Source organism: Sphaerisporangium sp. NPDC051011 (assembly GCF_040653595.1).
Classification (GTDB): Bacteria; Actinomycetota; Actinomycetes; order Streptosporangiales; family Streptosporangiaceae; genus Sphaerisporangium.
This window is the reverse complement of sequence record NZ_JBFAGG010000002.1, coordinates 519,108-534,118: the sequence shown is the minus strand read 5'-3', so window position 1 is coordinate 534,118 and position 15,011 is coordinate 519,108. Positions and strand designations below refer to the sequence as shown.

At 70.7% G+C, this 15,011-nt stretch carries 14 protein-coding genes; 2 read left to right on the top strand and 12 right to left on the bottom strand.

Going from position 1 to position 15,011, the window contains the following annotated elements; all coding sequences use genetic code 11:
• Positions 1-28: 28 nt before the first annotated feature.
• Complete coding sequence (locus AB0H21_RS06575; protein WP_358512734.1) at positions 29-1,588, bottom strand: penicillin-binding transpeptidase domain-containing protein; 1,560 nt, start codon at positions 1,586-1,588, stop codon at positions 29-31.
• A gap of 51 nt (positions 1,589-1,639) precedes the next feature.
• On the opposite strand from AB0H21_RS06575, the gene AB0H21_RS06570 reads away from it, so the two are divergent.
• A complete protein-coding gene (locus AB0H21_RS06570) occupies positions 1,640-2,500 on the top strand; it encodes a fused MFS/spermidine synthase (RefSeq protein WP_358512731.1) in 861 nt (286 codons plus the stop codon).
• Positions 2,501-2,646: 146 nt separating this feature from the next.
• Here AB0H21_RS06570 and AB0H21_RS06565 read toward each other — a convergent pair whose 3' ends face one another.
• The 7 genes from AB0H21_RS06565 to ngcE all read right to left on the bottom strand — a co-directional run bounded on the left by AB0H21_RS06565 (position 2,647) and on the right by ngcE (position 10,273).
• Positions 2,647-3,423 (bottom strand): thioesterase family protein, encoded by a 777-nt coding sequence (locus AB0H21_RS06565; protein ID WP_358512728.1) that lies wholly within the window; start codon positions 3,421-3,423, stop codon positions 2,647-2,649.
• The gene (locus tag AB0H21_RS06560) at positions 3,413-3,706 is read right to left on the bottom strand and encodes a 4a-hydroxytetrahydrobiopterin dehydratase (protein WP_358512725.1); all 294 of its coding nucleotides are present in this window, start codon (positions 3,704-3,706) and stop codon (positions 3,413-3,415) included. Before AB0H21_RS06560 ends, AB0H21_RS06565 begins: the two co-directional genes overlap by 11 nt.
• 220 nt (positions 3,707-3,926) lie before the next feature.
• Positions 3,927-4,502 (bottom strand): carboxymuconolactone decarboxylase family protein, encoded by a 576-nt coding sequence (locus tag AB0H21_RS06555; RefSeq protein WP_358512722.1) that lies wholly within the window; start codon positions 4,500-4,502, stop codon positions 3,927-3,929.
• 152 nt (positions 4,503-4,654) lie between these two features.
• Complete coding sequence (locus AB0H21_RS06550; RefSeq protein WP_358512719.1) at positions 4,655-6,745, bottom strand: M6 family metalloprotease domain-containing protein; 2,091 nt, start codon at positions 6,743-6,745, stop codon at positions 4,655-4,657.
• Between the two features lie 206 nt (positions 6,746-6,951).
• Complete coding sequence (locus tag AB0H21_RS06545) at positions 6,952-7,860, bottom strand: carbohydrate ABC transporter permease (protein ID WP_358512716.1); 909 nt, start codon at positions 7,858-7,860, stop codon at positions 6,952-6,954.
• Position 7,861: 1 nt separating this feature from the next.
• Positions 7,862-8,815, bottom strand: a complete 954-nt coding sequence (locus AB0H21_RS06540; protein ID WP_358512713.1) for a sugar ABC transporter permease — start codon at positions 8,813-8,815, stop codon at positions 7,862-7,864.
• Positions 8,816-8,821: 6 nt separating this feature from the next.
• Positions 8,822-10,273: an N-acetylglucosamine/diacetylchitobiose ABC transporter substrate-binding protein gene (gene ngcE, locus AB0H21_RS06535; protein ID WP_358512711.1), complete on the bottom strand. Its 1,452-nt coding sequence runs from the start codon at positions 10,271-10,273 to the stop codon at positions 8,822-8,824.
• Between the two features lie 471 nt (positions 10,274-10,744).
• Between ngcE and AB0H21_RS06530 the strand changes: the two genes are divergently transcribed.
• A complete protein-coding gene (locus tag AB0H21_RS06530; RefSeq protein ID WP_358512708.1) occupies positions 10,745-11,980 on the top strand; it encodes a DUF4032 domain-containing protein in 1,236 nt (411 codons plus the stop codon).
• Positions 11,981-12,077: 97 nt separating this feature from the next.
• Here the strand turns inward: AB0H21_RS06530 and AB0H21_RS06525 are convergent, their stop codons facing one another.
• The 4 genes from AB0H21_RS06525 to AB0H21_RS06510 all read right to left on the bottom strand — a co-directional run bounded on the left by AB0H21_RS06525 (position 12,078) and on the right by AB0H21_RS06510 (position 14,972).
• A complete protein-coding gene (locus AB0H21_RS06525) occupies positions 12,078-12,587 on the bottom strand; it encodes a DUF523 domain-containing protein (protein WP_358512705.1) in 510 nt (169 codons plus the stop codon).
• A gap of 71 nt (positions 12,588-12,658) precedes the next feature.
• Positions 12,659-13,534, bottom strand: coding sequence for an alpha/beta hydrolase (locus AB0H21_RS06520; RefSeq protein WP_358512702.1), 876 nt, complete (start codon positions 13,532-13,534; stop codon positions 12,659-12,661).
• 64 nt (positions 13,535-13,598) lie between these two features.
• Positions 13,599-14,258, bottom strand: a complete 660-nt coding sequence (locus tag AB0H21_RS06515) for an NAD(P)H-binding protein (protein ID WP_358512699.1) — start codon at positions 14,256-14,258, stop codon at positions 13,599-13,601.
• Positions 14,259-14,321: 63 nt separating this feature from the next.
• Positions 14,322-14,972, bottom strand: coding sequence for a DUF4328 domain-containing protein (locus AB0H21_RS06510; RefSeq protein WP_358512696.1), 651 nt, complete (start codon positions 14,970-14,972; stop codon positions 14,322-14,324).
• Positions 14,973-15,011 lie beyond the last annotated feature (39 nt).

The window sequence follows — 15,011 nt, the reverse complement described above, 5'->3', positions numbered from 1 at the left end:
ACGATGGGCAGGTTCGACGTCGGCGCGCTCAGAGGGCGCCGAGGAAGCGCGCGGCGATCGGGGCGGCGGCGTCCGCCCCCGAGCCGCCGCCCTCGACGAACACCGCGAACGCCAGATCCCCCTGGTACCCGACGAACCAGGCGTGCTCGCCGCCCGAGGCGGACCGGGCCGTGCCCGTCTTCCCTGCCGTCCCCGCGGGCAGCCCGGCCGACGCCGCCGTCCCGCCGGTCACGACCGCCGACATCATCGTCCGCAGCGAGACGGCCACCGGGGCGGGCAGCTTCTTCGGCTTCGGCAGGCCGCCACGCTCCAGGCGGGCGACCGCGCGCTCCGACATCAGCCTCGGCGGGCGCCACGCACCGTTCTGGACCGCCGCCGCGACCGACGCCATGCACAGCGGGGTCGCCCGCACGGAGTTCCCGCCGATGGCGTCCGCGGCCAGTTCCCCGGGGTCGCCCGCCGCGCGTATCGACCCGCAGACCCCGCCGAGGCCCGACTTCAGGTTTCCGCCGAACCCGAACCCCGCCGCCTCCCGCCGCAGGCCGCCGTCCTTGAGACGCTCGGCCGCGAGACGGGTGAACGACGTGTCGCACGAGAGCGCGAACGCCCGCCGCACCGTCACGGTCCCGTGGTCCTGGTCCCCGGCGTTGCCGAAGGTCGGGCCCTTCGGGACGGTGTAGCTGGCGGGGCAGCCCACCCGCGCGCCGGGGGCCAGGCGGTCCCTCAGCAGCGCGGCCGCCGTGACGATCTCGAAGGCCGGGCCGGGCGGGGCGGGCGTGTAGAACGCGCCCTGGCCCGGCAGCCGGTCGGCCACGGCCAGCACCTCGCCCGTGGAGGGCCTGACCGCGACGAGCGCGGCCGGCGCGCCGGCCCCGTCCAGCGCCCGCGCCGCCGCGGCCTGCGTCCACCAGTCGAGCGTGGTCCTGAAGCTGCGGTCCATGGCGTGGCGGAACACGATCAGCTTCCTGGCCCCGCCCGTCTTCGCCGAGACGGCCTCGACCGCCCAGCCCGTCGCCGGGCCCTTCTCCAGGTCGTCGATCCTGCCGGCCAGTTCCTTGAAGTAGGCGTCGGCGCCGCTGTCGTGCGGCAGGGGCCTGCCCTCCCGGGTCAGCAGCTCGGTGCCCGGGACGGTGATCTTCGACAGCCGAAGCCTCTCGTCGGAGCCGATGCCCGGCATGAGCGTCTGGGGCGTCCAGACGACCTTCCACGCGCCGTCCCTGACCGCCAGGTGCAGCACCGAGGAGAACCTCCACTGGCCCAGCTCACCGACCTGCCGCACCCCGTCGAAGGCCATGTCGGCGGCGTCCTCGCCGCGGCGCACCACGGCGCCAGCGGTCAGCTTGATCGACAGGATCTGCAGGTCGGAGCCGAGCCGCCGGTGGACCTCCAGGAAGTCCGCGGGCGGGGACGCGACCAGGTCGCGCATCTGCGTCTGGTTCGCTCCGGCCCAGGCGTCGAGGTAGGCCCGGCCTGTCTGCTCGGGGCTACCCGTCACCCTCCGCGCGTCCGTGACGACGGCGGCGGTCAGGGCTGCGACGAGTATGGCTGTGCTCACCACGACGAGAGCGAGCACTCCTCGGTGGCGCATACGGTTCTCCCAAAGGTGCCGGGCAGGGCACATAGGGATATACCAGAACGCGTGGGAGAGCGTGTGGGCAAGCCCAAGGAGACGACCCCCGCGCCGGGGCGTTACCCGATCGACTCCGGGGAGGTCGAGCTGCTGCGCGACCTCGACCGGCCGAACGGGTGGCTGCTGAGCGTGGCCGGGGTCCCCCAGTCGTACGTCGACCTGGAGGACCCCACGTACCTGGAGTTCGAGTACGTCCGGCTGATGGCCGACGTCATCGACGTGATCGACGAGGGCCCGCTGGACGTGGTCCACGTGGGCGCGGGCGCCTGCACGCTGCCCCGGTACATCGCCGCGACCAGGCCCGGGTCGCGGCACATCGTGATCGAGCCCGACGGCGCCCTCGTCCGGCTGGTCAGGGAGCACCTGCGGCTGAGATCGGTGCCCTCGCTCAAGGTACGCGTCACGGACGGGCGCAGCGGCGCCACCGGGCTGCGCGACGCCTCGGCCGACCTGTTCGTGCTGGACGCCTTCACCGGGGCCGTCATGCCGCTGGAGCTCGCCACGGCCGAGTACATGGGCGACATCGCCCGCGTGCTCAAGGACTCCGGCACCCTGCTGGTCAACCTGGCCGACGGCAAGGGCCTGGCGTTCGCCCGCCGCGTCGTCGCCACCGTGCGCGGAACGTTCCGCCACGCCGCGCTGCTCGCCGAGCCGGGTGTCCTGCGCGGCCGCAGGTTCGGCAACCTGATCATCGCCGCGTCGCCGTCACCCCTGCCCATCGCCCCCCTGACCCGCCGCGCCGCCGGCGGCCTCACCCAGGCCCGCCTGATCGCGGAGGAAGACCTGACCAACTTCGTCGCCGGCGCGCCCCCCATCAAAGACGGCGACCCCGTCCTGGCCCCCACCCCTCCCCCAGACCTCTTCGCCTGAATGTTCGGGGCGCGGCGGTGAACTACACCCGCCGCGGCCTGCGCCCGTACCGGACGGAGATCACCTACCGCGACGCGCCTGGACCTCTCCGGCCGGAGAGGCCGGAGACGGCCGTCCAGTGACGCGGGGACGGACGGGTGGCGTCCTCAGCGGGCCGAAGGTGTCGCCCCGTTCGCCACGGCGGTCACCTGGCAGAAACCGATAGGGCCCTGCACGTCGTGGATCGTCGCGGAGCCGGTGGCGATGCCGTCGTCGCTCAGGTGGCCTCGCGACTCCAGCCCGATCGCCTCGCCCACCGGCAGACGGGCGAGGGTGATCGTGTAGTCGGCGTTGATGAAGTTCAGGCCCTCCGTGCCCGAGTTGGTGAGCGGGCTGGCGAAGTCGGCCGCCAGCGCGACGCAGACGAAGGGGGACAACTCTTCGCCCTCCACCATCTGACGGGTCTCTCTCACCCACGCGGTGTACGGCCCGGGACCGGACCAGCCGTCGGCCCCCCAGATGTCGAACGGCAGGTTCCAGTCCCCCGGGGCGCCGGGCACCGTCAGGTCCGGCGGTTCCAGGGACGGCGGCGGCCAGGCCTCGCCCGGGGGCTGGGCGGCACGGCGCAGCAGGACGGCGCTCGCGCGGGCCACCAGGCCCTGCTCGGTGGTGACGACGGCGTCGGCCACGCGGATGCGGCGGCCCTCCCTGACGCGCGTGGTCTCGACCCGCAACGGGAGCAGGGGGCTGTTGCGGAACAGGTCGACCGTGAGGCGAGCGAAGCGGAACTCCGGGTCGCCGTGCTCGGCCTCCAGCGCCCGCGCGGCGAGGCCACCGAGCAGCCGTCCGTGCAGCATGTCGGGAGACCAGGGGCCCCGAGCGTGCGGGGCGGGGACCAGCTCGGCGTCCTTCAGGGCGAAGAACGCGGGGCCGTCATGCGCCATGGTCGGCGGCGATGGCGTCGATCCTCGCGGCGAGCTTGAAGTCCAGGTCGGTCAGGCCGCCGGCGTCGTGGGTGGTCAGGACGAGGTGCAGGCGCCGCCACCGGATGTCGATGTCCGGGTGGTGGTTGAGCTTCTCGGCCTGCTCGGCCACGTCGTTGACGATGGCGATGGCCGTGCGGAAGTCGGGTGCCGTGACCGTCCTCCGGATCTCGTCGCCCTCGCGCCGCCATTCGGGCACCTCGGCCAGCCGGGTGGTGATCGCGGTGTCGTCCAGCCTGTCCATGCGGCCAGTTTTCCATGCGGCGGTCCCGCTTGTCGCCCATCGGGACACCACATCGACGGCGTCTGGCGTCGTGCGCGCACACAGAGCGGGCCCCAAGCAAGGGCCTCAAGCGCGGGCGCCAGGCGCGGGCCGCACACGGTCCGCACGCTTGAGCCCGGAAGACGGCCCGGCTCGGATCTCCGGAGTGGAGACCCGAGCCGAGATCGAGGTGGGGCTGGGGTCAGACGGCGGATTCCTTGTAGCGGGCCATGTAGCCCTCGGTGACGATGCTCTGGGCGGCGGCCTCGTAGCCCGCGGCGTCGTCCGGGGCCCAGGTGCCGAGCCCGTCGACGTAGCGGTTGTACATGCAGAAGGCCGCCGCGATGAGGACGGTGTCGTGGATCTCCAGGTCGGTGGCCCCGGCCTCGCGCGCGGCGGCGACGAGCTCCGGCGTCACGGCCTTGCCGGTCTGCTGCACGGCGCCGGCGACACGCAGCAGCGCCTTCACCTTGTCCGACACCGGAGCGGTGTCGAGGTCCGTGCACGTGTCGACGACGGCCTCCGCGCCGCCAGGGAGCTGGGCGGCGGCGAAGGCGGCGTGGGACGTCGAGCAGAACTTGCACTGGTTGAGCGACGACACGTAGGCGGCGATGAGCTCGCGCTCCCCCCGGGTCAGCGTGTTGTCGTCGCGGTCGATCGTCTCGTCGGCGCGGAGCAGGACCTCGGCGAGGCTGCTCAGCACCCGGCCGGTCTCCAGCCGGTATTCCATCAGCCCGCTGATGCCGGGAGACTCGTTACCCAACTCGATGTGCGCCATGTCACCCTCCCTGGACACGCGGGCGCGCCCACCGGTAGCGGGCCGGTGGGCGCGTCCGTACAACGTGAAAGATCAGACCGGCCCCAAGTCTCACCCCATAGGGGGTGGGGTAGGTAGATCGTCCGCGACTTTCAGGGGTGGGGTGGGGGCGGTCAGAGGCCCACCATCTGGCAGCCGGCGGTGGACGTCTTGGTGGGGTCGCTCTCGGAGGTGGCGGTGACCTTGACCTTGGCGAGGTGGTTGCCGGACGCCGCGCGCTGAGCGTAGACGCGCACCGTGCTCGTCTTACCGAACTCGACGGCGCTCAGCGTGTTGGGCAGCCAGGTCGTCCAGCCCTTGCCGTCCACGGTCGCCGACAGGCGGTAGACGTCGGACTTGAGATAGGACGAGACGTCCTCGGGGTGCTGTCCCTGAGGCGCCGCCGCCTTGCCGGTGTTGACCAGCGGCAGGTCGCAGGCGGCCCACTGCGTGCCCGTGGTCAGCCCGGCGCCCGGCAGCAGGCGGACACCGCGCTTCTGCGGCCCGGCGCCGTCCAGCGAGCGGATCGCCACGGTGTAGGAGAGCACACCCTTCTTGTCGCGCCGCGTGTCGAGCACGTAGAACTGCAGGCGGTTGGCCTCGTCGGTGTACTCGTACTCGCTGCCGGAGTCGGTGCCGGCGTGGAACAGCGCGTCGGAGAGCTGCCGGTAGTCGCCGATCGTGATCGGGACCCTCGTGCCGTCGGGCAGGACGTAGTCGGTCATGCCGATGTCCTGCGGGTTGGCGTCGATCACCCACTCGAACGGCGCGCGGTCCTGGTCCTTGGTCTTGGCGAGCAGGACGCCCGCGTCCGGGGTGAAGGAGTCGGCGCCCATCCGGTCCACGACCTCGACGGTGTAGTTCTGGTAGCCGCCGCCGTCGCAGAAGGGGTCGGTGTTGACGTCGCACGCCGGGCTGAGGTCGCCGGTGCCGAGGACGATGTTCACGCCGGACAGGTCGTTCTCGCCCGGCTGGACCTCGCGGGCCGTGACCTTGGCGACGACCAGGCCGGACTGGGCGAGCGCCTCGCGCGACAGGCGCAGGACGTTCCGCTCGTCGACCATGTTCAGCTTCACCTTGTTGCGGAGCATGTGCTGCGCGCCCATCGAGCCGCCGCCGGTGGGCGGGATGACCCATCGGCTGTGCGGGCCGCCGGGGCCGTTGAAGCTGCCCCGGCTGAGCATCTCCCAGGGTCCGGTGTAGTCGCGCCGCGCGGGGACGCTGAAGGGGTTGTTGTAGTTGTCGCCGATGCCGAGGATGTGACTGAACTCGTGGGCGTACACGCCCTGCCCGGAGCTCTCGGCCTGGGTGGACGAGCCGCCGCCCGCGTTCGGCCAGATGGTGGAGCCCGAGGCCCAGGAGGTCCAGTCGACGTAGCGGGTGCGCGTCCAGTTGGGCAGCGCCGGGTCCGGCGGCCCGAAGGCGTCGGTGACGTCCTCCTTGGTCGGGAACTTGATGGACCCGAACTCCTGCCAGGTGGACGACTCGTCCTGGCCCGCGCTCAGGTAGAAGACGAAGTCGAACCCGCCGGCGGTCGCGTCGCCGACGTCGGCGGCCCAGGCCGCGCGCCCGTCGGTGCGGATGTTGCGGTTGCAGCTGTCCCCGGCCGGGCAGCCGGTGCCGGCCTGGAACTCCATGGCGTACTCGTGCGACTTGCCGGGCATCTGGTATGGCCCGAAGGCGGTGAGGTCGACGCCGTACCGGCCGCCGGAGTCCTCCATCCAGTACTCGTGGATGGTGTGCCCGTTGTTCAGCGGCCCGGGGACGTTGAGGAAGTTCTTGTAGAACTCGGCGACCTGCGCGCGCGGAACGTCGTGCGCCTGGGTGCTCGGGTTGCCGAAGACGGTCGAGTTCGCCGGCTGGGTGACGACGAAGGGCTGGTTTCGGTAGTCCAGGAGGACGAGCGCGCCCTTGAACGTCCGGGAGGACCCCTTGGCCGCCGGGTCCGACCAGTTGGTGCCGGGGACCTTCTTGTGGTCGGCCCACGTCATGTGGTCGGGGTTCTTCCAGTTCTGGGGGTCGATCGGGGTGGGGCCGCCGGCGTTGCCGCGCATCAGCGCCGCGGGCTCCCCTTCCTGCCAGGGCTGCCGCTGCGGCCAGTGGTCGGCCTGCCAGTGGTTCTCGGGCTGGGGCGGCGGCGCGGCCGAGGCCGGGGATTGGACGAGTCCCAGCCCCAGGGGGCCGAGCACGGTGGCGGTGAGTAGCAGGGTCAGCCGTCTCTTCACGGAGATCCTGCGACGACTCTCGCCATGATGGGGCTGCGACATGGTCACGGCATCACCCTCCGTCTGGGCGCGGTCTGGGCGTGGCATTCAGCGATGGACGCTACACACGCCATAGACGGAGATCTTCCACCATCTGTAGGAAAAATCTGGGCGAATTATCCTACAGATGGTGAAACGGGCCGCTCAAAAACCCCCTGCCGGAACGGCTATTTGACCGCTCCGGCGGTGAGACCGGACTGGATCTGCCGCTGGAAGATGATGTACACGATCAGCATCGGCAGGATCGCCATGCTGAGCGCGGCGAACAGCCCCGGCCAGTCGGCCTCGTAGCCGGCGTTGGTGTTGATGTTCGCGATGCCCTGCGTGAGCAGCCACTTGTCCTCGACGCTGCCCGACAGGAGGACGATGGGCAGCAGGTACTGGTTCCACTGGCCGAGGATGTTGAAGATCGTGATGCTGATGAGGCCGGGCCTGGCCATCGGCACCATGATCTGGAAGAACGTCCGCGTGTGCGAGGACCCGTCCATCATCGCCGCCTCGGCCACCGACTGCGGCAGCGTCTTGAAGAACGCCGTCAGGAAGAACACCGTGAACGGCAGCGAGTAGGCGATGTAGACGAGGATCACGCCGGCGTGCGTGTCGATCAGGCCGAGGTTGCGCACGACGAAGAACAGCGGCACCAGCGCGAGGAACACCGGGAAGGAGAGGCCCGACACGAACAAGTAGTAGATGAGCCGGTTGCCGGGGAACCGGAACCGCGCGAGCACGTACGCGGCCATCGAGCCGAACAGCATCGTGAAGAACGTGCTGACGCCGACCACCAGGACGGTGTTCAGCATGTACCGGCCGATGTGCGCCTTCTCCCAGGCGCGGCCCCATGAGGCCCAGCTGAAGCTGTTCGGCAGCGCGAGCGGCGCGTCTCCCACGATCTCGGGGTTGGTCTTGAAGGACGCGAGGAACGTCCACAGGATCGGGCCGACGACCAGGATCGTCCACACGATCAGCGCGATGTGGGACAGGGGGCCGAAGACCCCGGTGCTGTTCTTCTTCTGCCTGCGCCGGGCGGCGGCACTGGGCGCGCCGGCCACCCGGTACGCGTCGGTTTGGGTCGCCATCTCAGAGCTCGATCCTCTCGCGCCGCGTCACACGCAGGCTCAGTGCCGCGAACGTGATGGTCAGAAAGAACAGGGCCACGCCCATCGCCGAGGCGTAGCCGAACTTGGAGAACGTGAACGCCGTGCGCCAGATCTCCAGGGGCAGGACCGTCGTGGCGTTGTCGGGCCCACCGCGGTCCACCGACAGCACCTGCACCAGGGCGAAGCAGTCGAACGCCGCGATGCCCAGGTACACCCAGCCGACCTGGATGGTGTCCCAGATCAGCGGGAGCGTGATGCTGAAGAACAGCCGGAACCGGCCCGCGCCGTCCAGGGCCGCGGCCTCGAAGACGTCGCTCGGGATGGCCGACATGCCGGCCGAGAACAACACCACATAGAAGCCGACGGACTGCCAGATCACCACCCCCATGATCGACCACAGGGCGAGGTTCGTGTCGATGAGCCAGCCGACCTCGCCGATGTGGAAGATGCCGAGCAGGCCGTTCAGCACGCCGGTCGCGTCGGGGCGGTAGATGGCCTGGAACAGGACGCCCACCACCGCCACGGCCAGGACCTGCGGGAAGAAGTAGACGACCCGGTAGAACTTCGACCCGGCGACGCCGGACATCCGGCCGCCCTTGCTCCCGCCTCCGAGGTTGAGCAGGAACGAGAAGAAGAGCGCGATCGCGATGGTGATCAGCGGCATGGCGATCAGCAGCAGCGCATGGTGACGCACGGCCGCCCAGAAGACGTCGTCGCCCAGCAGGCGCGTGAAGTTCTCAAGCCCTACGAACTGCGGATTCGCCGAGATACCCCGCCAGTTGGTGAGCGAGATATAGAAGGCCTGGGCGTACGGGCTGATCACGAAGATCGCATAGAGGACCACCGGGATCACGAGGAAGGAGAATACGAACCCGTACTTCCTCATCTTGTTCGAGGCCAGCCTCCCGGCGCCCCCGACGTCGCCATGCCGCATGATCGACTACACCGTCCGGTTCTGCTTGGTGATCGAGGAGTCGGCCTTGACGGAGTCCGCCTTCTTCTGCATGTTGGCGCAGAACTCGTCGGCGGAGATGCGACCGAACATCAGGGAGTTCGTCTGCTTGCGCAGTTCGGTCTCGAGCTCCTTGTACCAGTTCTCGAAGCTGCTGTAGGTGACCATGTTCGCGCCCGCGGCGGTCAGGGCGTCATTGAGGCTCTTGATGCCCGGGGACAGGGTCACCCCCTCGGCGGCGCCGGTGACGATGGTGAGGCTGCCGGACTTCTCGGTGAAGCCCTTGGCGCCCTCCTTGGAGAGCATGATGCGGGCGTACTCCAGCGCGCCGGCGGTGTTCTTCGCCTTGGCCGGGATGATGTACGGCTCGCCGGCGGCGGAGCGGATGGCCTCGAAGGGCATCTTGTCGGACGCGGTGAGGCTCGGGGTCGGCGTCACGGCGTACTCGAACGTGGCCGGGGTGTTGGACTTCTGCTCGTTCTCCAGCCACGAACCGGACGGGTAGAACGCGATCTTGTCCTGGTTCTGCCTGGTCTGGACCTCGGTGTGGATGAGGCCCTCGTAGCTCTTGTCCATGAACTTGCCGATCTCGGCCCAGGCCGCGGCGGACTGCTTCACCGAATCCTTGGTCCAGGCGCCGTCGACCAGGTTGTCGATGTCCAGCAGGACCTGGTTGCCCTCGACCTTGGCGGCGGTGATGAGGATCATCCAGAACTGGTAGTAGGACGCGTTCTTGCCGGCGTAGGCGTACGGCGTGAGGCCGGCCTTCTTGATCGTGTCGCAGAGGGTCTTGAACTCGTCGAAGGTCTTCGGCGGCGTCCAGCCCTTTTCCTGGAAGAGCTTGGAGTTGTACCAGAGGCCGTAGCCGCTCGACACGTAGTTGAGGATGTACGGCTTGCCGGCGATGAAGCCGGAATCGATCGCGCCCGGGAGCAGCGTGTCCTTGATCTTCTTGCTCGGGTCGTCGATCGACGGGGCCTCGAACAGGGGGGTGAGGTCGAGGAGCTGCCCCTCGGTCTGGAGGGCGCCGTTGTCCATCAGGTCCGAACCGGAGTTGGCGATGAAGTCCGGCACGTCGCCGCTGGCGAAGCGCGGCTGGAGCGTCTGGGCGATCTGCTGCGTCGCGACGTGCTTGATGGTCGCGCCGGGGAACTCCTTCTTGTACAACGGCTCGTGGACATCGGTGGCGTAGCTGTCGCCGAGGCCGCCCTTGAAGATGACGACTTCGAGCGCGGCGTCCGCCTTCACGCCGAACGGGTTGGCCGCGGAGGTGGCGGCGGCGCTCGACGCGGCGGTGGGGCTGGGGTCGGAGCTTCCGCCGCTGGTGGCGCACGCGGCCAGCATGCTGCCCGCCGGTCCGGCGACGAGGGCGGTCAGGCCGATACGGCGGAGCATCTGCCGCCGGGTGATGTCTTTGGGGGAACCTGCGGAGTTGGTCATGCAACCCTCCAGGAATGGGGCAATCAAATAGGAAAGTTTCCTAAACGTTTGAGGAACGTACGTCCATCCCCCCACAGCGTCAAGTGGTATGGGCCAACCCGTGATCGAGCTGTAGCCGACCAGCACTCGACCCGCGACCAACGGCGGGGTGCGACGCTCGGTGAAACTCCGATGAAACCTAGCAACAGCACAGGTCACCGCCCGATGATGCCACAAATTGAGGCCAAATCGACACCCTCATGACCCGGTCTAGACCAGTCCGGGAAAGTTGGCCGGTCAGGGCCTCGGCGGTCTGCCTCCGGACCTCCAGGCGATCACGAGCACCTCCGGTACGTCACCGGACGGGCACGCAACGCAATGACCGGCGGCCCTCCGGGTGTCCACGGGGTGAACCGCTCCGGCGCGGCACGGCGGAAGCGGCTAGCGTCTGGTCGAGCACTCCGACCGACCCCCGAGACGGAGGAGCACGGTTTGCCGCTCCAGATGACGGGCGCCCCGAGCGATCCCGACCTCATCCGCCTGCCCTGGGACGTCCCGCTGGAAGACTGGCCCGAGCGCCATCTGGTGACGCTGCCGCGCGGCATCTCGCGGCACATCGTCAGGTTCGCCAGGCTTTCCGGCCGGGTCTACGCGATCAAGGAGATCAGCGAGCGGTACGCCAAGCGGGAGTACCAGCTCCTGTGGGACCTGAGCCGCCTCGACGCGCCCGCCGTCGAGCCCGTGGCCGTGGTGACCGGCAGGCGCGACGCCGCGGGCGAGCCGCTGGACTCCGCCCTGATCACGCGTCACCTGCAGTTCTCGCTGCCCTACCGCGCCATGCTGTCGGGCACGCTGCGCCCGGACACGCTGAGCCGCCTGCTCGACGCGCTGGCCGTGCTGCTGGTCCGGCTCCACCTGGCCGGGTTCTACTGGGGCGACTGCTCGCTGAGCAACACGCTTTTCCGCCGGGACGCCGGGGCGTTCGCGGCGTACCTCGTGGACGCCGAGACCGGGGAACTGCATCCGGTGCTCAGCGAGGGCCAGCGCAATTACGACATCGAAGTCGCCCATATCAACATTTATGGGGAAATGCTCGACCTGGAGGCGGGCGGTTTCCTGCATTCGTCCATCGACCCGCTCGCCTTCGCCGAGCAACTCTGCCGCCGCTACCACCGGCTGTGGGAGGAGCTCACGCAGGAGGAGATCGTCGAGGACGTCGAGTGGCACCTCATCGACCAGCGCATCCGGCGGCTCAACTCCCTCGGCTTCGACGTCGCCGAGATGATGGTCCGGCGCAAGGCGGGGACGGCCCGGCTGATCGTCCGGCCCAAGGTCGTGGACGCCGGGCACCACCAGCGCCGCCTGCTGCGCCTCACCGGGCTCGACGTCGAGGAGAACCAGGCCAGGCGGCTGCTCAACGACCTCGACTCCTTCCGCGTGGCCAAGGGCCTGCGCCACGAGGACGAGGCGATCGTGGCCCACCGCTGGCTCGCCGAGATCTTCCAGCCGACGGTGACGTCGATCCCGCCCGAGCTGCGCGGCAAGCTGGAGCCGGCGCAGCTCTTCCACGAGGTGCTCGACCACCGCTGGTTCATGTCCGAGGCCGCCGGGCGCGACGTCGGGCTGGACGCCGCCCTGCGCTCGTACATCGGCAACGTGCTGGTGTTCAAACCCGACGAGAAGGCCATCATCGGCGGCGAGGCGGCCGCGGACACCGTCAGCCCCTGAACGCCGCCCGGCGGGCCGCTCAGGGCCGTCCGGAGCGGGCTCCCCGGCCGGTGCCCGCCCCTGCCGATGCCGTCCGATCCCGGCCCGCCCAGGGGTCTCAGCCCGTGCCGGACGCCGATTCCAGCTCGGCGAGGTACGCGGCGGCCTCGTCCAGGCGGTCCTCGCCGAAGACGCGGACGCCGCCCGCCTCCAGCAAGGCGGACGTGACGCCCGCCCCCGGGGTGACCCGCCCGCGGAACGTGCCGTCGTAGATGCGCAGGCCGCCGCACGAGGGGCTGCCCTCCTTCAGCAGGGCGATCCTGATGCCCATCGACCGCGCCACGGCCAGCGCGGCCTGCGCGCCCGCGAGGAAGTTGCCCGTGACGTCGGCGCCCGCGAACGTCAGGACGCGTGCCGTGCCCGCGAGCACGGCCGCCCCGCCCGCGCCGCCCTCGATCTCGGCGGGCGGCCGAGGGACCGGCAGCCCGCCCTCCATCTCCGGGCAGAAGGGCACGAGACGGCCCTCGTCGCGCCACCGGGCGAGCAGCGCGCCGCCGACGTCCTTGGCGCGGCCGTCGTAGCGCACCGGGCGCCCTACCAGGCAGGCGCTGACGAGGATCCTCTCCACAGCTCCACGGTACGGCGCCCGGGGACCGCATGGCCCCGAACCGCCGAGCGGAGCGAGGCCATAGGCAGGCCTTAACGCCCTTCTGCGCGTTCGGTGAGCTCGGTGACGGCGGCGACGATCTCCGGCCAGAGGGGGCGCGGAAGGTCGTGGCCCATGCCGGGGAAGGTCAGCAGCTTGGCGCCGGGGATCGCGTCGGCCGTGGCGACGCCGCCCGCGACCTGGATCAGCGGGTCGTCCTCACCGTGGATCACCAGGGCGGGGACGGACAGCCCGCGCAGCGCCTCGCTGCGGTCGCCCGAGGCGATGACGGCCCCGAACTGGCGGCCCCACCCGGCCGGGTCGAAGGAGCGGTCGAAGCTCTCACCGGCCACGCGGGCGACGCGCTCCTCGTCCAGCGGGTAGCCGGGCGAGCCGAACACCCGCGCGGAGGCCACCGCGCTCGCCACCACCGACTCCCGGTCAGGGGACGACCCGGACAGCAGCGCGGCCAGCGCCTCGTCCGTCGGGGTCCCGATGGTGAAGGACGGCGTGGACATCACCGAGGTGAGGCTGCGCGTCCGCTCCGGGTACCTGATGGCGAACGTCTGGGCGATCATGCCGCCCATCGACACGCCGAACACGTGGGCGCTGTCCCAGCCGAGCGCGTCGAGCAGCCCGGCCGCGTCGTCGGCCATGTCGTCCAGCAGGTACGGCGCGGTGACGGGGTCGCCGGTGAGCGCGGGGGTGACGTCGGGGACGGGGGCGTCGTGCAGGTGGGTGGCCAGCCCCACGTCCCGGTTGTCGTAGCGGACGACGTGGTGCCCGCTGTGGGCGAGCATCGCGCAGAGGTCCTCGTCGGTGAAGATCATCTGGCAGCCCAGTCCCGTGATCAGGAGAAACGGGCGTGCGCCGGGCGTGCCGAAGGTGTCGTAGACCAGCTCGATGCCGTTGGTCGTCACACGGTTCATGCGGTCAGAATCGCATTCGGTTTCCGCTCACGACAAGCCCCCGCGCCCGTCCGTGGGGAACATCTCAGGAGGCCGCCGCGCGGACCGCCTCCTCCACCGGCACGTCGCCCTGGACCAGGTCCAACGTGCGGCCGGAGGTCCCGGGCGTGTCCAGGAGCCCGGCGATCACGGCCGCGACGTCGTCCCGGGTGACCATGCCGCGCAGCGTCCCGCCTTCGGCGAGGTTCACGCGGCCGGTGCCGGGGGAGTCGGTCAGGCCGCCGGGACGCAGGATCGTCCACGCCAGGTCGCGCGCCCGCAGGTCGTCCTCGGCGTCCCCTTTGGCCCTGATGTACGCCGCCCAGACGTCGTCCGCGCCCGCCCGCGGCGCCGCGCCCGCGCCGATCGCCGAGATCTGCACGAACCGCGCGACGCCCGCCCGCTCGGCGGCGTCCGCCAGCAGGACGGAGGCGGCGCGGTCGACGGTGTCCTTGCGCGCGGCGCCGCTGCCCGGACCCGCCCCCGCGGCGAACACCACCGCGCCGGCTCCCCGCAGGTGGGAGGCGACCTCCTCGACCCCCGCGCCCTCCAGGTCGCACACCACGGCCCGCGCCCCGGCCTCGCGCAGGCCGGCCTCCTGCGCGGGGTTCCTGATCAGGCCGATCGGTTCGTCCCCGCGCGCCGCGAGCAACCGCTCCAGGCGAAGGGCGATCTTGCCGTGCCCGCCCGCGATGACCACCCGCATACGAACCGCCTTCCCCTTCGGCCGCTCGGGGCGGCCGTCCGATGCCGTACGTTCCGGCACCCATCATGGGGCAACCGGCGCCTCCGCGGCGGGCGCCGTGCGGCTCAGGTCTTGGAAAGCGGCGATCCGCCGGACGACGAGGACGGCGAGCACGGCCGCGGCGACGCCGACCGGCACGGCGACGACCTCCACGAGGGCGACCGTCCGCATGCTGCCGGGATCGTCGGCCCGCACGTCGAGCAGGCGCCCGGCGAGCCAGGGGATGTAGAGGTACAGGACGAACAGGCCCCACCACAGGCGGACCACGCCGGGGTGGCGCTGTCCCCGCCAGTCGGTGGCGGGCACTCCAGGCCGGGACGCCAGCCAGATGTCGTCCACGAACCGCTTGGGAATGAAGAGGCCGGCGATCGGGATGATCCAGGCGAAGATCAGCCACGGCCTGCCGTGGCGGTGCACGAGCGGGCTCATGGCCTCGGCGTTGTCGCGGGCACGGAAGAGCCACACGACGAACACGACGGCGCAGGCGAGCAGCACGCACAGCTGCAGCAGCCCGCTGAGGGCATAGAGGCCGTCGTCGACGTCCAGGGCGTCCTGCGACGGATCCTCCCCGACCAGCAGGGAATCGATCAGCCGCACGTGGATCAGGTCGACCGCCGCCGAGAACAGCGCGACGGCGCACCAGGCCGAAAGGGTCACGGCAACCGCGACCGTCATGCCATGGATGGGGCGCACGGGACGGTCCGGGCGGACGGG